Genomic DNA, 21,047 nt, shown 5'->3' with positions numbered 1-21,047 from the left:
CGGCGGCCCACACGTCTGCATAGGCCCGGGAACCCGAACCATCATGCATGCCACCGTCAGCAACGCCGTCCCGAACGCCGATCGCGCGATCGAGGCGGGCCGAAACGCAACCGACGCACGCAACGACCGGCTTTTCGGCTGGGTCCTGAAGGCCTGTGCGCTGCTCGTCCTGATCACCCTGATCGGCGCGGCACTGTCCACCCTCTGGCTCGGCCGCGATGCCTTCGCCACCTTCGGCTGGGGTTTCCTCACCAGCGACGCCTGGGATCCTGGCAACAACCAGTTCGGTGCCCTGGTGCCGGTGATCGGCACCATCACCACCGCCGTCATCGCCCTGGTGTTCGCCGTGCCGGTGAGTTTCGGCATCGCCCTCTTCCTTACCGAGATCGCGCCCGGCTGGTTGCGCGGTCCGGTCAGTTCGGCCATCGAACTGCTGGCCGGCATCCCTTCGATCATCTACGGCATGTGGGGCCTCTTCATCTTCGCCCCGTTCGTCGCCGAGCACATCAAGCCCTGGCTGATGAACAACTTCAGCGCCGATCCGCCGGACGGCCAGGTCTCGTGGCTGGTCCAGCACGTGCCATGGATCGCCAAGTTCTTCTCCAGCGAGTACCCGTTCTTCGGCGCGGGCGTGCTCACCGCGGGCCTGGTCCTGGCGGTGATGATCATCCCCTTCATCTCCTCCGTGATGCGCGAGGTATTCCAGACGGTGCCGACACGCCTGAAGGAGTCCGCTTATGCGCTGGGTTCGAGCACGTGGGAAGTGGTCTGGGACATCGTGGTGCCCTACACCCGCACCGCCGTGATCGGCGGCATCTTCCTCGGCCTGGGCCGTGCCCTCGGCGAGACCATGGCCGTGGCCTTCGTGCTCGGCAATACCTTCAAGTTCACCCCGTCGATCCTCGAGACCGGCAGTTCCATCGCCTCGACCATCGCCAACCAGTTCGGCGAAGCCGAGGGCCTGCAGAAGTCGGCCCTGATGGCGCTGGCCTTCCTGCTCTTCGTGGTGACCTTCATCGTGCTGCTCATCGCGCGCCTCATGCTCCGCCGGCTCGCCACGAAGGAGGGCAGGTAATGTCCGCCTCGCTCTACACGAAGCGTCGCATCAAGAACATAGCGGCGATGGCCTTCAGCATCGTCGCCACGGCCATCGGCCTGTTGTTCCTGGCCTGGATCCTGTGGGAAACCCTCAGCCAGGGCATCGCGGGCCTGAAACCACAGCTCTTCACGAAGATCACGGCCTACCGCGAGGAAGGCGGCCTGGCCAACGCCATGGTCGGCAGCCTGATCCTCAACGTGCTCGGCATCCTGATCGCCACCCCCATCGGTGTCGCCGCCGGCACGTGGCTGGCGGAATATTCGCTGCGCTCGCGGCTCGGCCCGACCATCCGCTTCCTCAACGACATCCTGCTTTCGGCGCCGTCGATCGTGCTGGGCCTGTTCGTCTACACCGTGATCGTGCTGCCGTCGAAGTGGCTGACCAACGGTGACGTGACGTTCTCGGGTATCGCGGGTGGCATCGCGCTGGCCTTGATCGCCCTGCCCGTCATCGTCCGCACCACCGACGAGATGCTGCGCCTGGTACCGGGCACGCTGCGCGAAGCCGCGCTGTCGCTCGGCGTGCCGCAGTGGAAGCTGACGATGCAGATCCTGATCCGCGCCGCGCGCTCGGGTATCGTCACCGGTGTGTTGCTGGCCCTGGCCCGCATCAGCGGCGAAACCGCGCCGCTGCTGTTCACGGCCTTCGGCAACAACTTCATGACCTTCAACCCGATCGACAAGATGCCGAGCCTGCCGCAGATCATCTACGAATACACCAAGGACCCCAGCCCGGACATCAATACCCTGGCCTGGGCCGGTGCCTTCGTGCTGACCATGTTCGTGCTGGCGCTCAGCCTGATCGCCCGCTTCATCTTCTCGCGCTCCAAGGTGTCCCATGACTAACATGAACGAAGTCGCCTCCCAGCCGGGCTTCGGCACGTCGCCGCACGCCTCGGGCGTCGACCTTGGCCAAGTGCCGGCGAAGATGACCGTACGCGACGTGAACTTCCACTACGGCGATTTCCACGCGATCAAGAACATCGCCATGGACGTGCCGGAGAAGAAGGTCACCGCGATCATCGGGCCTTCCGGCTGCGGCAAGTCCACCCTGCTGCGCATCTTCAACCGCATCTACGCGATCTACCCGAACCTGCGCGCCAGCGGCGAGATCGTCCTGGACGGCGAGAACATCCTCGATCCGAAGTACTCGCTGAACCGCCTGCGCAGCAAGGTGGGCATGGTGTTCCAGAAGCCGGTGCCGTTCCCGATGACCATCTTCGAGAACGTCGCCTATGGCATCCGTCACCATGAAAAGCTCTCGCGCTCGGAGATGGAAAGCCGCGTGGAACAGGCCTTGCGCGGCGCGGCGCTGTGGGATGAGGTGAAGGACAAGCTCAAGCAGAGCGCCCTCGGTCTTTCCGGCGGCCAGCAGCAGCGCCTGTGCATCGCCCGCGGCATCGCGCTGAAGCCCGAAGTGCTGCTGCTCGACGAACCGACCTCGGCGCTGGACCCGATCGCCACCAGCCGCATCGAGCAGCTGGTGGAAGAGCTCAAGAAGGATTTCACGATCGTCATCGTGACGCACAACATGCAGCAGGCGGCACGCTGCTCGGACATGACGGCGTTCATGTACATGGGCGAGCTGATCGAATTCGACCGGACGGAGAAGATCTTCACCAAGCCGGACAAGAAGCAGACCGAAGACTACATCACCGGCCGTTTCGGCTAAGCGCCCCCTACTCCGAGGTCCCGCGATGAACAATCCGCACGAACACATCATCAAGAGCTACGACAGCGAACTGAAGCGTCTCACCGGCGAGATCGTCAGGATGGGCGAACTGGCGCTTGCGCAGCTCGAAGCGGCCATCGACGTGGTCGAGCGCCGCGACGAGCGTGCCGCCCAGCGCGTGGTCGACAACGACGACGCCCTGGACGCGCTCGAGCAGGAAGTGAGCCAGGACGTGGTCCGCCTGCTCGCACTGCGTGCACCGATCGCCGGCGACCTGCGCAACGTCTTCGCGGCCCTGCGCATCGCCGCGGACATCGAGCGCATCGGCGACTATGCCGCCAACGTGGCCAAGCGCTCCATTCCACTCAGCCGCGTGGCGCCGATCACGGCGGCGGGCGGCCTGGCCAACCTCGCCGAACTCGCCGCCGACCAGCTGCGCAATGTGCTCAAGGCCTACGACGAGCAGGATGCCGAGGCGGCTTATGAGGTGTGGAAGTCGGATGCGGACCTCGACGAGGCCTACACGGTGGTGTTCCGCGCCCTTCTTACCTACATGATGGAAGACCCGCGCAACATCACGCCGTGCACGCATCTGTTGTTCATGGCCAAGAACATCGAGCGCATCGGCGACCACGCGACGAACATCGCCGAGAACGTCTGGTTCGTGGTCCACGGTGAACCGCTGGTGGCTCCGCGCACGAAGCGCGACACGACGGCGAGCCCGGATTTCGACAAGCCCTGAGGGCATCGCCGCTGAAGCGGCTCCCACATTAAGCGGCTCCCGCACAAAGACGGCCTGTAGCCTGTCTGGCCCGTGTGGGAGCCGCTTCAGCGGCGACAGGATAGCCCTCTCCCTCCAGCGATCCAGCGATTCAACCCGCCGAAGTCAGCTTGAGCCCGAGAATCCCCACCACGATCAACCCGACGCACAGCAGCCGCGACGGCTGCGCCGATTCACCGAAGAGCACGATCCCCATCGTGACCGCGCCGACCGCGCCGATGCCGGTCCACACCGCATAAGCCGTGCCCAGCGGCAGTTTCTTGGTGGCGAACGCCAGCAACACGATGCTTATCGTCATCGCCGTGCCGGTCAACACGCTTGGCACGAGGCGAGTGAAGCCTTCGGTGTATTTCAGGCCGACGGCCCAGGCGATCTCGAACAGACCGGCGAGTACAAGGATGGACCAATACATGGAAGCGACTCCGCACAGGCGGGGTCGTCCCCGCGGAGATGATGCGCATCGCGGGGCCGTCCCCGCATGCGGACCGGCATTGCGCCGATCCGACGAACATTCTACACAGCCCGTGTAACCCCCCGCTGACCCGAGTTAGCGACACACTTCGTGCAATCCTTTGCTGACCGAGCTAGCGATACACTTTGTATAACCCCTGACCCAGGCTAGCGACCACCGGGTGGGAGCCGACCTTGTCGGCGATCCCGCGGCAGCGGGCCAGTTCGAGGCAAGCACCCATCGCCGACAAAGTCGGCTCCCACATGGGCCTGAGGGAAACACCCGTCGCCGACAGGGTCGGCTCCCACCCGGATCCCTCCTACCCAGATTCCTCCGACCTAGATCTCTCCCACCCGGATCCCTACGAGGATCTTTTCACCGAGATCGCTACAGCATGGGTGCCGCGGCCGCTTTCTTCGCCTTCACGCCGCGCACGATGCCGTACACGCTGATCAGGAACCATGCCATCTCCTGCAGGAACGCGGAGAGATTGAACGTACCGAAGATCAGCGAAAGAAGAATGCCGAAGGCGCCCACCAGGTTCATCACCTGGTACGGGTAACCCTGGCCCGACAGCTTGTGCGCCTGGAGCAGGAAGAACGCCACCAACACCAGGGTGACACCGATCAGGCCAGCCCAGTCGTGCCAGAACAGATTCATCGCTTGCCTCCTCGCTGACGCAACGCTTCGAACAAGACGATACCCGTGGCCACCGAGACATTGAGGCTTTCCATGCCCCCGGGCATCGGGATCTTCGCGACGAAATCACAGGTGTCACGGGTGAGACGGCGCATGCCATCGCCCTCGCTGCCCATCACCAATGCCACCGGGCCCTTGAGGTCGATGTCGTAGATGGACTGGCTGGTATCGCCGTCCAGCCCCGTGATCCACACGCCGGCGTCCTTGAGCAGGCGCATCGCGCGGGCGAGATTGGTCGCGGCGATCACCGGCACGAGATCGGCGCCACCAGCCGACGCACGACGAACCGTCGGCGTGATGCCGACGGCGCGATCCTTCGGCACCACCACGGCGGTCACGTTCGCGGCCGCGGCGCTACGCAGGCAAGCACCGAGGTTATGCGGATCGGTGACCCCGTCGAGCACCAGCACCAAGGCTTCGGACCCTGCCGCGTCGAGCAACGCGGGGAGGTCGTTCTCCCCACGCAGCGGCGGCGTCTCATAACGGGCGATCACCCCCTGGTGGCGTGCTTCGCCACCGAGCTTCTCGAGTTGCTCCTTGCCCACCGGCTTCACCGGCAGGCCGAGCTTGCGCGCTTGCGCGGCGATCTCGTTCACGCGCGCGTTCTTCGAATTCTGCTCGATCAATACTTCACGGACACGATCCGGGTCGTTGGCTAGCGCGCCTTCGACCGGATTGATCCCGACGATCCACGACTCACTCATGCTTGCGGCTTGCTCCTGGGTCTACGTCGCGCGCTCTTGGCCGCGGTTTTCGCGGGTGCGCTCTTCACTGGCGCCACCTTGGCCGCCGTCCTGGTTCCGGATTGTTTCGTGGGCTGGGCGTTCTTCGGTCCACGACCCTTCGCCACGTCGTTGCGCGGCGCATCGCCCTTCCTGGATGCAGGCCCCTCGCTCCCCGCGCCCTGCCGCCCCCGATTACCACCGCTGGAACGAGCCCCATCCTTCGGCGGCGCGGCATCGCGACCCTGGTGGGAAGCGCGCTTGCGCCCGACACCCGCACCCTCCGTCTCGTCAGCCCCCTGACGAGCAGGCCGCGGATGATGCTCCGCCACCGGCTCGGCGACAACCGGCGCCTTGGTCTTCTTGCCGAAGATCCGCCCCACCGCCTTCTTCGCGGCACGACCGAACGCCTTCCCGGCCTCCGCCATACCCGAGCGAGACGCCGGCGCGGGTGCGGCAACGACCGGCGGAGGCGGCTTCGGCAATGCGGCCAGACGCGCCACGAGACGGAAATCGATCTTGCGATCTTCCAGGCTCGCGCGCAGCACCTGCACGCTCACGTAATCGCCGAGGCGATAGCTGGCTCCCGTCCGCTCGCCGGACAGCAAATGACGGACCGGGTCGAACTTGTAGTAGTCGTTCGGCAACTGCGAGACATGGACGAGACCGGATACGCGCGACGCCGCCAGTTCGACGAACAAGCCGAACGACGTGACCCCGGTGATCGTGCCGGCGAATTCCTCACCGACATGCTTCTCCATCCAGGCGCACTTGAAGCGCTCGTCGACATCGCGCTCGGCCTCTTCCGCACGACGCTCGCGCTGCGAGCAATGCACGGCCATCGAGGCCATCTGGCCCTCGCTGTACGTGTAGTCGGCCGGCTTGCCCTTGGTCAGCGCGTAACGGATGGCGCGATGCACGAGCAGGTCGGGATAGCGGCGGATCGGAGAAGTGAAATGCGCGTAGGCATCCAGCGCCAGGCCGAAGTGGCCCTGGTTCTCCGGGTGGTATACGGCCATGCTCTGCGCGCGCAGGAGCACCGACTGGATCAGTTCCGCTTCGGGACGATCGTGCACCTTCTTGAGCAAGGCGGAGAAGTCGGCGGGAGTGACCTCGTCGGCGGGCGGCATCTTCAGCTTGAACTCGCGCAGGAACTGCAGGAGATCGTCGTATTTCTCCGCCGGCGGCGACGCATGCACGCGATAGAGCGCCGGGATCTTCCGCTTCGAGAGATACCTCGCCGCCTGCACGTTCGCGGCGATCATGCATTCCTCGATCAGCTTGTGCGCGTCGTTGCGGTCGCTGGCACCCATGGAGACGACGTCACCCGACGGAGCCAGGCGGAACTTCACTTCGGGTGTCTCGAAGTCGATGGCGCCGCGGCGCTTGCGCGCCTTCGCCATCACCTTGTAGAGACGATGCAGGGTCTCCACCTGCGGAAGCACGTCCGCGATCTCGTCGCGCACATCGGCGTTGCGCTCGCCCACGGCCTGCCACACCTTGTTATAGGTGAGCCGAGCGTGCGAGTACATCACCGCGTCGTAGAACTTCGACCGGACGACCTCGCCTTCCTCGTCGATCTCCATGTCGCAGACCATGCACAGGCGGTCGACCTTGGGATTGAGCGAGCAGATGCCGTTGGACAATGTTTCCGGCAACATCGGCACGACGAAACCGGGGAAATAGGTGGACGTGCTGCGATCGTAGGCTTCGACGTCGAGCGGCGTACCCACGGGCACGTAATGCGACACGTCGGCGATGGCGACGATGAGGCGGAAGCCGCCGCCCTTCAGCGCTTCGGCATAGACGGCGTCGTCGAAGTCGCGGGCGTCCTCGCCGTCGATCGTGACCAGCGGCAGCTTGCGGATATCGACGCGGCCCTTGCGCTCCTCGGCGGTGACCTTGGGCTCCACTTCCTCCGCCTGGCGTACGACCTGGGCGGGCCATTCGTGCGGCAGGTCGTGGCTGGCGATCGCCATTTCCACCACCAGCGACGGCTCCAGGCGCTCGCCCAGCACGGCGCGGATCGTGCCCATGGGACCGCGGTGCGGTGTCGGCGGGTCGGTGATCTCGACCACCACGATCTCGCCGGAACGGGCACCGGCGTCGCGGCCAGCGGGGATCATGATGTTCTGGTGCAGGCGGCGGTCGTCGGGCTCCACCAGGGTCACGCCGTTCTCGACGACCACGCGGCCGACGAGGCGCGGCGAGCGCCGCTCCAGCACTTCCACGATAGCGCCCTGGCGGCGTCCACGGCGGTCGATACCGACCACGCTGGCGAGCACGCGGTCGCCGTGCAGCACGCTGCGCATCTGCGACGGAGAGAGATAGAGGTCTTCCCCGCCCTCGTCCGGACGCAGGAAGCCGTAGCCCTCGGCATTGGCGATGACCCGGCCGGGAATCAGGCTGAGCTTCTCCGCGGGGGCATAGCTTCCGCGGCGGTTCCGCAGGAGCTGGCCGTCGCGGACCATGGCGCCCAGGCGGCGGTCCAGCGCGTTGATCTCGTAATCGGTGAACAGGCGGAGGGAACGGGCGATATCTTCGGCCATCAGCAGTTCGCCGCGCTCCTCCAGCAGGGCCAGGATGGCCTCGCGGCTGGGGATCGGCTGGTCGTAACGCTGGGCCTCCCGGTCGGCATGGGGATCGACCACGGCCGGCCTGGCCTTGGGTTTACGGGGGCCGCGGTCGGCTCCCGAACCTTTCTGTTTCTTCGTCACGTAAGGACCTTTGAAGGGGGACGTGGAATAGTTTCACATCCGGGGGGCGAAATCGTTGACAAGTTTCCTCGACCTACCTAATCTACGCGGCTCACGGGACAGCGAAGCTGTTTCGAGACACCTGCCCAGGTGGCGGAATTGGTAGACGCACTAGTTTCAGGTACTAGCGGGTAAAACCGTGGAGGTTCGAGTCCTCTCTTGGGCACCAATTATAGACGAAGCCCCGCAGCGATGCGGGGCTTCGTTGTTTCCGGGGTTCAGAAAGACGCTACAACCCCGTCCGGAGAATCTCGACGCGCCAGCGCTGATCCTCACCGACCCGTTGGAACGAAGCCCATTCGGGCCCGATCTGCAGTGGCCGGCCGCCAAGCGGAGCGGGCTGCACATCGATGCCGGGACGGGGGGAATTGGGATAGTTCGTCCATGGCTCGAGCGGAGAGCCGTAAGGATTCACGGGATAATCCTCGAAGCGTCCCGCCGGTGCGTGATAGTGCACCGCGCCTCCTTCGACATAGAGGCGGTAGTTGCCGTGATCCACCAGCGAGTGGAGTCGATCCGCCCGCCACTGCCACTGTTTCTCATAGGTGATGTTCTCGCAGGTATCCGTGATCACGCTCCGGGTGGCGGGCTGCACGGAAAGGCAACGGAGCGAGCCGCGATTGACGTAGCGGCTGGACGCATCCAGCCCCCACATCTGTCGCCGGTCGGTCGCGTTGCAGGGAGCCAGGCCCACGCTACCCTGGTTGTCGCGCAGGCAAGCGCCCGAACCGGTGGCGCTACGGATCAGCACCGTGATCTCCGCGGAGAGGTACGGGTCGGACATGTCCAGTACGAAGTCGGCAAACACGGACCGTGTATCCACTCCCTTGTCGTGGCGCACGTTGGTGCGCTCCCACCACCACGTTTTCCTGTCGAGGTCGTAGCCCCCGGAGACGGTTACCTTGGCCATGCCTTCGTAGTCACCCGGGAGCTTCCACTGCGATAGCGTGTTGAACGCCGCGGCACGCATCATCGATGTCATCTTTTCCTCGGTCAGCTGGGGCAGGTCGGCACCCCAGCGCTTGACGAGGACATTCACCAGCTTTGGCGCGATCAAGGCCTCCCATGACACCGAACCGGGTCCACCGGGAGCGGACAGCACCGAATAATCCTTGAACGTCATGCTGAGGCTCGTTTGCCACTTGTGCTCATAACCGAAGGAAAGATTGAACGGGACCTTCGAAGCGAGCACGTCGTCGGGTTTGCCTGTCGAACTCAGCTCTGTCCCGGTGGAACCGCCGATGGTGAAACCGCGATTCTCGGTATCGACCTGCGTGTATTCGGTGCGGCCGTCCGTCACGGGAAAGTGATCCAGATAGGTCGGCGTGACACCCTCCGCCGCCAGGTTGTGCTGAAGGCGGTATTTCAATGGCAGGTAGGCGCCCCACAGGTTTTTCCTATCCCGGCCTCCATCGACAATGCCCGCGCGTCTCGGCTTCACCGAAACCTTCGATGTCAAGGTGACGAGCTTGAGATCGGTCGAGCGGGTACGGCTACGCACGATGTCGATGCCCGTACCGCCCGTTATCTCACCGGAGGGATCGACGAAGTTGACGTCGAAATGCCGGGCGGGCAGCACCGCCGCACCCTCGGCCACGTCCGGCTCTGCCGCCAGGCGGTACTGCCCGCCCTCAGCCGGATCAGGTTGCCGCCGCACACCGGCCATCATGGCCGAGAGAAGATTCGCCACGCCCGCCTCCTGCCCTTCCGGTGCGGCGAATACCTCCACCCCGCCATCCGCGTTCCGATGGAACAAGGCGTCGCCGGCCGTCGGCGCGATGCCGAACAGCGACGTGATCAGGGAAGGAGCCGCCGGCGCTTGCCCGTCGCTTCGCAACAGGACAGGAACGCCAGCATCGAACAATCGCTTCAACGACACGGCCTGGTCTTCGGCAAGTGGAAGAACGTCCGCGTCCAGGACCGCCAGCACGTCGCCGGGCGCCAGGGACGACAACCGGTCGATATCGTCCGATAGAAGGCTGGCGGCGGACATCGTCGCGGCGCCCCGGTTGTCCGGCCGCGAAGGGCCGACCGGCGAACCGAAAACCACCAGCGTCGCCGATGACGGCAGGGCGGGATTTCCGTTCGCGTCCTTGGTGGAGGCGGCAAGCCGGGTCGGGACCGCCGTCAGGTCGGACGCGGCCGAGTGAAAGGCCAGACCGAAACCGATGGCCAGCGTGAGGGAACGGATAGCAAGAGTGGGGATTCTCATGGGGGACCTCCTTGTGCGTAGTCCGGTTTCGACGTTAGTCCCGTCTGGCCGCTACCCAGTGAGAGCATTCTCACTCCAGCCCATCTGCCCAACGGGAAGAAACGCACATTTACCCGCCGTTCCCCACACGATGAGCGAAGATGTCGACACAGCTACTCCGCTACAGCAGGAACTTCCGTGCGAATCGCCGCCGACACCCACAGGGACGCGGGGCATCGCCTACGCGGGCCCTGGACATCTGCCCGTTTCCTCCCGGCCTCATCCATCGACGGCCCTCTTCCCTGCCCTCCACCCCTGTATAATCGGTCGGGTAATGCACGGTGGGAGAAGCGGAAGGACCCGCTGCCGAAGGCGCAACGCCCGTAATCGCTCAGGCCCCAAAACCACCGCGCGGTCATCACTCTGGAGAGACCGGTTCGATCCGGCGCCGAAGGTGCAAGAGGCTCCGCCTCCAAACTCTCAGGCAAAAGGACAGAGGGGCGCCCCACGTGCCGGCACGGCGCGTTATTTCGGATGCCTCCAAGCCCATGAGCCATAAAACCTCTCCTTCGCTGCGCGACCTCGAGAACCACGGCGCCTTCATCGAGCGCCACATCGGCCCCAACGACACCGAGATCGCCGAGATGCTGCGCGTGGTCGGCCACGACACGCTCGACGCGCTCACCGACGCCATCGTTCCCGGTTCGATCAAATCGCCTGCTCCGCTCGCCCTGCCCGCCGCGATCACCGAGGAAGAGGCGTTGGCGAAGATCCGCGCGATCGCCGACCGCAACACCGTCTTCCGCAGCTTCATCGGCCAGGGGTACTACGGCACGCTCACGCCGAACGTGATCCTGCGCAACGTGCTCGAGAACCCGGCGTGGTACACGGCGTACACGCCGTACCAGGCGGAGATCTCGCAGGGCCGCATGGAGGCCCTGATCAATTTCCAGACGATGGTCGCCGACCTCACCGGCATGGACATCTCCAACGCGTCGCTGCTCGACGAAGGCACCGCCGCGGCCGAGGCCATGGCGCTGGCCAAGCGCTCCGCCAAGTCGAAGTCGAACGTGTTCTTCGTCTCCCGGGACGTGCATCCGCAGACGCTCGAAGTGCTGCGCACCCGTGCCGATGGCATCGGCATCGAACTGCATGTGGGCGACGACGGCGAAGGCGCCACGGTGGACAGCTTCGGCGTGTTGCTGCAGTACCCGAACACCTTCGGCCGCATCAACGACTACAAGGCCCTGGCCGATGCGACGCACGCGCGTGGCGGCGTCGTCTGCGTCGCCACCGACCTGCTCGCGCTCACCCTGATCGCCGCGCCGGGCAGCTGGGGCGCGGACATCGTGGTGGGCAACACGCAGCGCTTCGGCGTGCCCTACGGCTTCGGTGGCCCCCACGCGGCCTACCTCGCCTGCCGTGACGCATACAAGCGCTCGATGCCGGGCCGCCTGATCGGCGTCTCCGTGGATACCGAGGGTAAGCCGGCCTATCGCCTCACCTTGCAGACGCGCGAGCAGCACATCCGTCGCGAGAAGGCCACGTCCAACATCTGCACCGCGCAGGTGCTGCTCGCCGTGATGGCCAGCATGTATGCCGTGTACCACGGTCCGGAAGGCCTGGTGCGCATCGCGCGCCGCACGCACCGCCTCGCGGCGATCCTCGCCACGGCGCTGCGCAACGCCGGTGTCGCCGTCGGCGGCGACTTCTTCGACACGCTGCATGTCACCGGTGTCGAGGCCGCGGCGATCCACGCCAAGGCCACCGCCGCTGGCATCAACCTGCGCGCCATCGACGCGTCCAGCGTCGGCATCAGCCTCGACGAGACCACCACCCGCGCGGATATCGTCTCGCTCGCCGGTGTCTTCGGCGCCAGCGTCGGCGACATCGACGCGCTCGACGCCGAGGTCCACGACGCCCTGCCGAAGGACCTGCTGCGCGAGGTCGACTTCCTCCAGCATCCGGTGTTCAACACGCATCACAGCGAGCACGAACTGCTGCGCTACCTGCGCGGCCTGGCCGACAAGGATCTCGCGCTCGACCGCACGATGATCCCGCTGGGCTCGTGCACCATGAAGCTCAACGCCACCGCCGAGATGATCCCGGTGACGTGGCCCGAGTTCGCGAACATCCATCCGCTGGCCCCGGCCGACCAGGCGCAGGGTTACAAGCAGCTGATCGACGAGCTGGAAGCGATGCTGGTGGAATGCACCGGCTACGATGCCGTCAGCCTGCAGCCGAACTCCGGCGCACAGGGTGAATACGCCGGCCTGCTCGCCATCCGCGCCTACCACCGCTCGCGCGGCGAAGGCCATCGCGACATCTGCCTCATCCCGGAATCGGCGCACGGTACCAATCCCGCGTCGGCGCAGATGTGCGGCATGACGGTCGTCGTCACCCGCTGCGACGCGAACGGCAACGTGGACGTCGACGACATCCGCGAGAAGGCCGAGAAGTACGCCGATCGTCTCGCCGCGATCATGATCACCTATCCCTCCACGCACGGCGTGTTCGAGGAAGACGTGGTCGCCATCTGCGAAGCGGTGCACAAGCACGGCGGCCAGGTCTACACCGACGGCGCCAACATGAACGCCCTGGTCGGCGTGGCCAAGCCGGGCAAGTGGGGCTCGGACGTCTCGCACCTCAACCTGCACAAGACCTTCTGCATTCCCCACGGCGGCGGCGGCCCGGGCGTCGGCCCGTGCGCGGTCAAGTCGCACCTCGCTCCCTTCCTGCCCCGCGCGTTCGGCGGCGAGGGTGAGGTCGGCATGGTCAGCGCGGCGACCTTCGGCTCCGCGTCGATCCTTCCGATCTCCTGGATGTACATCACGCTGATGGGCACGGAAGGCCTGCGCAAGGCGACCCAGGTCGCCCTGCTCAACGCCAACTACATCGCCAGGCGCCTCGCGCCGCACTTCAAGACGCTGTACACGGGCCGCAACGGCCTGGTGGCGCACGAGTGCATCCTCGACCTGCGTCCGCTCAAGGACGCCACCGGCGTGGGCGCGGAAGACGTCGCCAAGCGCCTGATCGACTTCGGCTTCCACGCCCCCACCCTGAGCTTCCCGGTCGCCGGCACGCTGATGGTGGAGCCGACCGAAAGCGAATCGCAGCACGAGCTCGACCGCTTCATCGACGCCATGATCCAGATCCGCGACGAGATCCGCGCGGTGGAGGACGGCCGCCTGGACCGCGAGGACAACCCGCTGCGCAACGCCCCGCACACGGCCACCATGGTCACGGGCAGCGAGTGGACCCACGCCTATCCGCGTGAACTTGCGGCCTTCCCGCTGCCGTCGCTGAAGCTGTCGAAGTACTGGCCGCCGGTGTCGCGCGTGGACAACGTCTATGGTGACAAGAACGTGATGTGCGCCTGCATCCCGATCGATGCGTACAAGGAAGACGTGGAGGCGTAAAACCGCCTCCTTGGGGAGCCGGCTTTGCCCTAAACTGCGCTCCTGGCGCCGCCCGGTTCGGGCGGCGCGATCTTCCAAGGTGACCACATGACCCAGGAAACGCCGCGCGACGATAGCCTGCTAGGCCTGCTGAGGGGTGTCGAGGACTTCAGCCACAAGGTCTTCCCCGAACGACAGCACCTGTTCGACGAGCTGGCCGAAGGCCAGAGCCCGCATACCCTGTTCATCACCTGCGCCGACTCCCGCGTGGTGCCGGAGATGATCACCCAGACCCAACCTGGCGAACTCTTCGTCTGCCGCAACATCGGCAACATCGTGCCCGGTTATGGCGAGATGCTCGGTGGCGTGTCCGCCGTGGTCGAATACGCGGTGATGGTGCTCGGCGTGCGCCACATCGTGATCTGCGGCCACACGGATTGCGGCGCCATGAAGGGCCTGCTCAATCCCGATTCCACCAAGGACCTGCCCACGGTCGAGGCATGGCTGCGCAATGCGCAGGCGGCCAAGAGCGCCGTGTTCGCGCGCAAGCTGGAAGGCGCCGAGGCCATGCAGGCGGTGATCGAGGAAAACGTGCGCCTGCAGCTCACCCACGTGCGCACGCACCCGGCGGTGGCCGCGGCCATGGCCAACGATGCGATCACGCTTCAAGGCTGGGTCTACGACATCGGCGACGGCACCATTTCGATACTCGACGAGGCGGCCAACCGTTTCCTCCCCCTGTCCGAAGCGATCAAGCGAGAGCACGGCGCGTGATCCTCCCGGGGCGAGCCCACCTCGGGCATATCCTGCGCTACGTCGGACGGCCGCTCATCTGGCTGCTGGCCTGGGATGTCGCTGTCACCGCCCTGTGGTATTTCATGCATCCTCGCTGGACGGCGGAATTCCCCGCCCTGCCCCTCACCCTCCTCGGTTCCGCCGTGGCGGTGTATCTCAGCTTCCGCAACACCACCGCCTATGCGCGTTGGTGGGAAGCGCGGACGCTGTGGGGCGCGATGGTCAACGCCTCGCGGACGCTGGGCCGCGAGGCGGTCACGCTGCTTGCCGACCGGACGGCCGCCGCGACGGTGGTGCACCGGCAGATCGCGTACGTGCACGCGCTACGCCTGCACCTGCGCCGGCAATCGCCATGGGATGAACTGGGCACACGCCTTCCCGCCGAGGAAATCGCCTCGTTGCGCGGTGTCGCCAACGTGCCGAACGCCATCCACGCGCGCACGGCGACATTGATCGGCGAAGCGCGTCCCGAGCCCATCCTGCTCGCGGCCATCGCACGCACCTTGTCCGACATTTCCAATGCGCAGGGCGGCATGGAACGGATCAAGAACACGCCACTGCCGCAGCAGTACGCCACGTATCCAGCCATCTTCACGCATGGATTCTGCCTGCTTCTTCCGCTGGGGCTGGTCGAGACACTGGGCCTGTACACGCCGCTCGGTTCCACCGTGGCCGGCTTCCTGTTCCTGGCCCTCCTGCAGATCGGCAACGACATGCAGAACCCCTTCGAGAACCTCGAGGACGACGTGCCGCTGACGACGCTCACCCGCGGCATCGAGATCGACCTGCGCGATTCCCTCGGCGAAGCGCATGGCCTGGAGCCGGTGAAGCCGGTCGACGGCATCCTCTGGTAAACCGTTCGAAGCATGACCGTTGGCACGGGACAACCGGTCGCCGAGCGATTTCAATCGAGATAAATCCCGGCTTCACGGAGGTCCACCCTTGCGCGCCTTTCGTCCGATCGTCCTCGCCTCCGCCCTCCTCCCCGCGTTGGCTGGCGCCGTTACCGGCCCAGCCGCCCTGGTGAACCCGCTGATAGGCACCACGAACGGAGGAAATGTCTTTCCGGGTGCGGTGGTTCCGTTCGGCATGCTCCAGTTCAGTCCGGAAGCCTCGCCCCTGCCGGGCAAGAAGGCGCCCATCGCGGCACCCGGCGGCTATGAGTACCGCGCCGATGCCATCCGTGGTTTCAGCCTCACCAATGTGGAAGGTTGGGGTTGCGCGGGTGGCTCGGGCGACGTGCCGATCATGCCGGTGACGGACGAGATCACCGTCTCGCCATCGACGGACTTCCGCCATGCGTACGCAGCGAAGTTCTCGCACGCGAACGAAACGGCGAAAGCGGGCCACTACCATGTGACGCTCGACAACGGCGTCGCCGTGGACCTTACCGCCGCGTTGCATTCGGGCGCGGCACGCTTCGCCTTCCCCGCCGGCAAGCCGGTGAATGTGCTCGTGCGCGCCTCCGATTCCGAGGCCGGCTCCGAGAAGGCGAGCATCACCGTCGACAAGGCCGGAAAGCGCATCATGGGCGAAGTGACCAGCGGCAACTTCTGCGGTTACATCAACGAAGCCGATCGGCGCAGCTACTACACGCTCTACTTCGTCACCGAATTCGACCAGCCGTTCGCTTCGACAGGCACATGGCAAGACACGAGCGTGCAGAAGGGCGGCATGCACGCGGAAGGCGGTACCGGCTACGGCGAGAAAGGGTTCCCGGCGACGGGCAAGGGCTCCGGTGCGTGGGTGGGGTTCGCCAAGGGAACCGGCACGGTGAATGTTCGCGTCGGCATCTCGTATGTCAGCCTCGCCAACGCGCAGGCCAACCTCGATGCCGAGAATCCGAAGGGCACGACGTTCGAAGCCCTCCGCGACAAGGCCGTCGACGCCTGGAACGCGCGGCTCTCGCATATCGACATCGAAGGCGGCACACCGGATCAGCGCACGGTGTTCTACACCGCGCTGTATCACGCCTTGATGCATCCCAACGTCTTCAGCGACGTCAACGGCGAGTACCGCGGCTTCGACAACGCGGTGCATCGCGTCGCAGGAAATCAGAAGGCGCAGTACGCCAATTTCTCCGGCTGGGATGTCTATCGCTCGCAGCTGCCACTGGTGGCGTGGCTGGAACCGAAGACCGCCAGCGACATCGCACAGAGCCTCTACAACCAGGCGCAGCAGAATAATGGCGTGTGGGATCGCTGGACGCACAACAACGGCGGCACGCATGTGATGAACGGCGATCCGTCCGCTGCCGCGATCGCCGGCATGCATGCCTTCGCTGCACGCGATTTCGACGTCAAGGGCGCTCTCGCCTCGCTGGTACACGCCGCCGACAATCCGACCGCTCTCGATATCTCGCACGATGGCTGCGAGGTCGAATGCGTGGGTCAGCGCCCCGGGCTCGACGCCTGGTTGAAGCTGCACTACATCCCCGTCGGCGCACCCGCCTGGGGGCCTGCCGCCGATACGCTGGAAACCGTCGCCGCCGAATTCGGCATCAGCGCGCTCGCGCAGCGCCTCGGCGACACCGCCACCTCAGCCCGCTTCCTCGAACGCGCGCAGTACTGGCGCAACCTCTTCGACCCGAAGGCGACGCCGGAAGGCGGCTATATCCGCAACCGCAACGCCGACGGCAGTTGGGCACTGGTAAAGGACGACGACAAGGAAACCCCGCACGCGTTCACACCGTCCACGGAAGACGGCTTCGTCGAAGGCAGTGCCGCGCAATACGTGTGGATGGTGCCGTTCAACGTTGGCGGCCTGTTCGACGCCATGGGTGGACGGGACAAGGCGCGCAAGCGGCTCGACGCCTTCTTCTACCAGCCGGACGGCAGCTTCGCCGTGACCAGATCGGGGCCATTGCACGCCGAGTTGGACAACGAACCTTCCATCGGCACGCCCTGGCTCTACAACTACGCCGGACAGCCGTGGAAGACGCAGGAACTCGTCCGCCGCGTGCTCGATACGATCTGGCTCAACGCACCCAACGGCATTCCCGGCAACGACGATCTTGGCGAAATGTCCTCCTGGTACGTGTTCGCCGCGCTCGGCGTATACCCCTCGATTCCGGGTCGTGCGGAACTGGTGATCGGCAGCCCGCTGTTCACCCGCGCCGTCGTGCATCGCGAGAACGGCGACGTGACGATCGAAGCGCCGAACGCGGGCATGGGCAAGCCCTATGTCACCGCGCTGAAGGTGGACGGCAAGGTGTCCACGCGCGCGTGGCTACCGGAGTCGTTCGCGCTGAAGGGCGGCAAGCTGGAATTCGACCTGTCGGACAAGCCGAACACCTCATGGGCGACGAAACCCGCGGACGCCCCACCCTCCTTCGACAAGCACTGACCGGCTGTTCGTGGAAGCCACTTCATTTGTAGAAGCCGCTTCATTTGTAGAAGCCACTTCATTTGTGGGAGCCACTTCATTTGTGGGAGCCGCTTCAGCGGCGATCCCGCGGTAGCGGGCAAGGTCGGCGCGAGCACCCATCGCCGCTGAAGCGGCTCCCACATAAAAGGGCCCCATAAGAAAGAGGCCCCACAAGAAAGAGGCCCCACAAGAGCCCGCACCTCGAGTCGAGGTGCGGGCTCTTCGTTTAGAGTGCACCGCGTCGCAGGCGCAACGCGTTACCCACTACTGATACGGAACTCAAGCTCATCGCCAGCGCGGCGATCATCGGTGACAACGTCACCCCCAGCAACGGATACAACACACCCGCCGCCACCGGCACGCCCACCGCGTTGTAGATGAACGCGAAGAACAGGTTCTGCCGGATGTTCTTCACGGTGGCTTCCGACAAGGCCCTCGCCCTTGCGATACCGGCGAGGTCGCCTTTGAGCAAGGTCACCGACGCGCTCTGGATCGCGATGTCGCTGCCGTTGCCCATGCCGATGCCGATGTCCGCGGCGGCCAGTGCCGGCGCGTCGTTCACGCCATCGCCCGCCATCGCCACCTTCAAGCCCTTCGCCTTGAACGAGGAAACGAGATGGGCCTTGTCTTCCGGTGACGCACCCGCATGCACCTCGTCAATCGGCAGTGACGCGGCCACGGCTTTCGCCGTGACTTCGTTGTCGCCGGTCAACATCACCAGCCGCACGCCCGCCGCGTGCAAGGCGTCCAATGCGGGCTTCGTCGAAGGCTTGACCGCGTCGGCAAGCGACAGCAGCGCTGCCAGGCGGCCATCGATGGCGAGGAACATCACCGTGGCACCTTTCGCGCGTGCTTTGCCAGCCGCTTCGTGCGCGGCACTGGCATCCACGCGCTCCTCTTCCATCAGCCGCGCATTGCCGATCGCGACATCGCGACCGTTCACACGTCCACTCACGCCGCGTCCCACCGCCACCTGGAACCCGGAAACCGCGGGGATCTCCAAGCCCTCGTCTTCGGCGGCGGCGACGATGGCGGCGGCCAGCGGATGTTCGCTCGGACGTTCCAGTGCCGCCGCAAGCGCCAGCACTTCCGCACGATCGGGACCGAAGCTGCGCAGCTCGGTCAGCACCGGCCTGCCCTCCGTCAGCGTGCCGGTCTTGTCGAACACCAGCGTGTCGATATCGCGCAAGGTCTCGATCGCCGCCGCATCGCGGAACAACACGCCCGCCTGCGCACCGCGGCCACTGGCCACCATGATCGACATCGGCGTCGCCAGGCCCAGGGCGCAAGGACACGCGATGATCAGCACCGACACCGCCGCCACCAGCGCATGCGCCAGCGAGGGCTGCGGGCCCACCGCCCACCAGGCGGCGAAGGCGAGTATCGCCACGATCACCACCACGGGCACGAACCACTCGGCGACCTTGTCGGCCACGCGCTGCAAGGGTGCGCGTGAACGCTGCGCCTCGGCCACCATCGCGACGATGCGCGAAAGCACCGTGTCCGCGCCCACGTGATCCACGCGGATCGTCAATGCACCGTGCTGGTTCTGCGTACCGGCGGTGACCTTGTCGTGCGCGCGTTTCGCCACCGGCATCGCTTCGCCGGTGAGCATGGATTCGTCGACATGGCTCTCGCCATCCAGCACGCTGCCGTCCGCCGGAACCTTTTCGCCCGGCCGCACCCGCACATGGTCGCCGACTCGCAGGCTGTCCAGCGGCACGTCTTCCTCGCGACCGTCGCCGGCCACCCGACGCGCGGTTTTCGGCACCAGCCCGAGCAAGCCGCGCAAGGCCTCGCCGGTCTGGCGGCGTGCGCGAAGTTCCAGGAAATCGCCCAGTGTCACCAGCGTGACGATCACCGCGGCCGATTCGAAATACACGTCGACGATGCCGTGCGCGTTGCGCATGGTGGGCGGGAACAACGACGGGAAGAGAAGTGCCACGGCGCTGTACAACCACGCCACGCCCGTACCCAGCGCGATCAACGTGTACATGTTCGGCGACCACGGCACGAGCGAACGCCAGCCACGAACAAAGAACGGTGCGCCGCCCCACAGCACCACCACGGTCGCCAGCAAGGCCTCGCCCCAGCGCGCCAGCGACGACCAGGGCTCGGGCCACATCGTGCCGAAGAGATGCGGCCCCATCGCCACGAGGACCACCGGGACCGTCAAAGCCGCCAGCAGTCCCAGGCGGCGGCCGAGAGAACGGACTTCACCGTCGTCGTCATCCAGTGTCGGCATTGCCGGTTCCAGCGCCATGCCGCACTTCGGGCAGGAACCCGGGCCGACCTGGCGTATCTCCGGATGCATCGGGCAGGTGTAAATGGTGCCCGGTGGCGATACCGGTTCGGGCTCCTTCGGGCCAAGGTACTTGCCCGGCTCGGCGACGAACCGCTCGCGGCAGCGCGCGCCGCAGAAGTGGTAATCGTGGCCTTCATGCGTGGCGTGGTGCGGCGTGGTCGCCGGGTCCACCGTCATGCCGCACACCGGGTCCTTCACCACGTCGGCCTGTGCGCCGGCGTCGTGTGCACAGCAAGCGCGGCTCACGCGTTCGGCTCCGCCAGCGCCTTGAGGATCGGGCAATCCTCCGGCGCGCCATGCCCCGGACAGGCGTCCACCAGCTCGGCCAGTCCGTCGCGCACGCGTTGCAATTCCGCGATGCGCCCGTCGATCGCCCGCAAGCGGGCCGAGGCGCGCTCGCGCACGCCTTCCACGCCGCCATGCCGGTCGGCCGACAGGGCCAGCAGTTCGCGGATTTCCTCCAGGGTGAAGCCCAGGTCCTTGGCCCGGCGGATGAAGCGCAACCGCGAAACGGCGCTCTGGTCGTATTCGCGGTATCCCGAGGGCCGGCGCCGGGGTTCGGGCAGGAGCCCTTCCCGCTCGTAGAACCGTATGGTGTCGATGGCGACGCCCGCGCTTTGCGCGATGCGGCCGATGGTGAGGGCGGTTTGAGTGTTCATGAGGCCAAGTCTAGACCCTTGATCTAGGTCTAGAGTCAAGAGACTGTAAGTGGCGACACTTCCGCGTTAACCAGGACCGTCGTGGCGCCGGCGACCTCCATCGTCGGGCGAGGCTCTGGCAGGGGTACGATTTCTTCAATCAGCCATCCCATCC

The 21,047-nt window shown here is 65.8% G+C and carries 15 protein-coding genes, 1 tRNA gene and 1 riboswitch; of the genes, 9 read left to right on the top strand and 7 right to left on the bottom strand.

Annotated elements, in window-relative coordinates:
• The first annotated feature begins 43 nt into the window (after positions 1-43).
• From pstC to phoU, 4 genes are read left to right on the top strand one after another with little or no spacing between them, the layout of a single operon-like run.
• Positions 44-1,075, top strand: a complete 1,032-nt coding sequence (gene pstC / locus ACR9Y6_RS03235) for a phosphate ABC transporter permease subunit PstC (protein WP_481279967.1) — start codon at positions 44-46, stop codon at positions 1,073-1,075.
• On the top strand, positions 1,075-1,944 hold the full coding sequence (gene pstA, locus ACR9Y6_RS03230; RefSeq protein WP_481279966.1) for a phosphate ABC transporter permease PstA: 870 nt from the start codon (positions 1,075-1,077) through the stop codon (positions 1,942-1,944). The genes pstC and pstA overlap by 1 nt, the downstream gene beginning before the upstream one ends.
• Before the next feature lies 1 nt (position 1,945).
• The gene (pstB, locus tag ACR9Y6_RS03225; RefSeq protein WP_426287916.1) at positions 1,946-2,770 is read left to right on the top strand and encodes a phosphate ABC transporter ATP-binding protein PstB; all 825 of its coding nucleotides are present in this window, start codon (positions 1,946-1,948) and stop codon (positions 2,768-2,770) included.
• Between the two features lie 25 nt (positions 2,771-2,795).
• Positions 2,796-3,512 (top strand): phosphate signaling complex protein PhoU, encoded by a 717-nt coding sequence (phoU, locus tag ACR9Y6_RS03220; RefSeq protein ID WP_306850567.1) that lies wholly within the window; start codon positions 2,796-2,798, stop codon positions 3,510-3,512.
• Between the two features lie 130 nt (positions 3,513-3,642).
• Here the strand turns inward: phoU and sugE are convergent, their stop codons facing one another.
• The 4 genes from sugE to rnr form a co-directional block, all read right to left on the bottom strand.
• On the bottom strand, positions 3,643-3,963 hold the full coding sequence (gene sugE / locus ACR9Y6_RS03215; RefSeq protein ID WP_481279965.1) for a quaternary ammonium compound efflux SMR transporter SugE: 321 nt from the start codon (positions 3,961-3,963) through the stop codon (positions 3,643-3,645).
• A 426-nt stretch (positions 3,964-4,389) separates the two neighbouring features.
• Positions 4,390-4,662: a CBU_0592 family membrane protein gene (locus ACR9Y6_RS03210; protein WP_481279964.1), complete on the bottom strand. Its 273-nt coding sequence runs from the start codon at positions 4,660-4,662 to the stop codon at positions 4,390-4,392.
• Positions 4,659-5,405 carry a 23S rRNA (guanosine(2251)-2'-O)-methyltransferase RlmB gene (gene rlmB, locus ACR9Y6_RS03205; RefSeq protein ID WP_481279963.1) on the bottom strand — a complete coding sequence of 249 codons (747 nt, stop codon included), beginning with the start codon at positions 5,403-5,405 and terminating at the stop codon, positions 4,659-4,661. Before rlmB ends, ACR9Y6_RS03210 begins: the two co-directional genes overlap by 4 nt.
• The gene (gene rnr, locus ACR9Y6_RS03200) at positions 5,402-8,140 is read right to left on the bottom strand and encodes a ribonuclease R (protein WP_481279962.1); all 2,739 of its coding nucleotides are present in this window, start codon (positions 8,138-8,140) and stop codon (positions 5,402-5,404) included. Before rnr ends, rlmB begins: the two co-directional genes overlap by 4 nt.
• 123 nt (positions 8,141-8,263) lie before the next feature.
• Here rnr and ACR9Y6_RS03195 point away from each other — a divergent pair.
• A tRNA-Leu gene (locus ACR9Y6_RS03195) sits at positions 8,264-8,348 on the top strand.
• A gap of 60 nt (positions 8,349-8,408) precedes the next feature.
• Here ACR9Y6_RS03195 and ACR9Y6_RS03190 read toward each other — a convergent pair.
• Positions 8,409-10,391: a ricin-type beta-trefoil lectin domain protein gene (locus ACR9Y6_RS03190; protein WP_481279961.1), complete on the bottom strand. Its 1,983-nt coding sequence runs from the start codon at positions 10,389-10,391 to the stop codon at positions 8,409-8,411.
• 392 nt (positions 10,392-10,783) lie between these two features.
• Positions 10,784-10,876, top strand: a riboswitch (glycine riboswitch).
• A 42-nt stretch (positions 10,877-10,918) separates the two neighbouring features.
• On the opposite strand from ACR9Y6_RS03190, the gene gcvP reads away from it, so the two are divergent.
• The 4 genes from gcvP to ACR9Y6_RS03170 all read left to right on the top strand — a co-directional run bounded on the left by gcvP (position 10,919) and on the right by ACR9Y6_RS03170 (position 17,908).
• Positions 10,919-13,789: an aminomethyl-transferring glycine dehydrogenase gene (gene gcvP / locus ACR9Y6_RS03185; RefSeq protein ID WP_481279960.1), complete on the top strand. Its 2,871-nt coding sequence runs from the start codon at positions 10,919-10,921 to the stop codon at positions 13,787-13,789.
• A gap of 87 nt (positions 13,790-13,876) precedes the next feature.
• Entirely contained in the window at positions 13,877-14,542 is a 666-nt protein-coding gene (locus tag ACR9Y6_RS03180) for a carbonic anhydrase (RefSeq protein ID WP_448098206.1), read from the top strand.
• A complete protein-coding gene (locus ACR9Y6_RS03175; protein WP_481279959.1) occupies positions 14,539-15,417 on the top strand; it encodes a bestrophin family protein in 879 nt (292 codons plus the stop codon). The genes ACR9Y6_RS03180 and ACR9Y6_RS03175 overlap by 4 nt, the downstream gene beginning before the upstream one ends.
• A gap of 88 nt (positions 15,418-15,505) precedes the next feature.
• Complete coding sequence (locus tag ACR9Y6_RS03170; RefSeq protein ID WP_481279958.1) at positions 15,506-17,908, top strand: GH92 family glycosyl hydrolase; 2,403 nt, start codon at positions 15,506-15,508, stop codon at positions 17,906-17,908.
• Between the two features lie 247 nt (positions 17,909-18,155).
• Here the strand turns inward: ACR9Y6_RS03170 and ACR9Y6_RS03165 are convergent, their stop codons facing one another.
• Positions 18,156-20,480, bottom strand: a complete 2,325-nt coding sequence (locus ACR9Y6_RS03165; protein ID WP_481279957.1) for a heavy metal translocating P-type ATPase — start codon at positions 20,478-20,480, stop codon at positions 18,156-18,158.
• Entirely contained in the window at positions 20,477-20,893 is a 417-nt protein-coding gene (locus ACR9Y6_RS03160; protein ID WP_481279956.1) for a heavy metal-responsive transcriptional regulator, read from the bottom strand. Before ACR9Y6_RS03160 ends, ACR9Y6_RS03165 begins: the two co-directional genes overlap by 4 nt.
• Between the last annotated feature and the right edge of the window lie 154 nt (positions 20,894-21,047).

The organism is Luteibacter sp. TLI7-4A, assembly GCF_056754745.1.
Note: the sequence above shows the minus strand (reverse complement) of the source record. Positions and strands in the feature narration are given on the sequence as shown.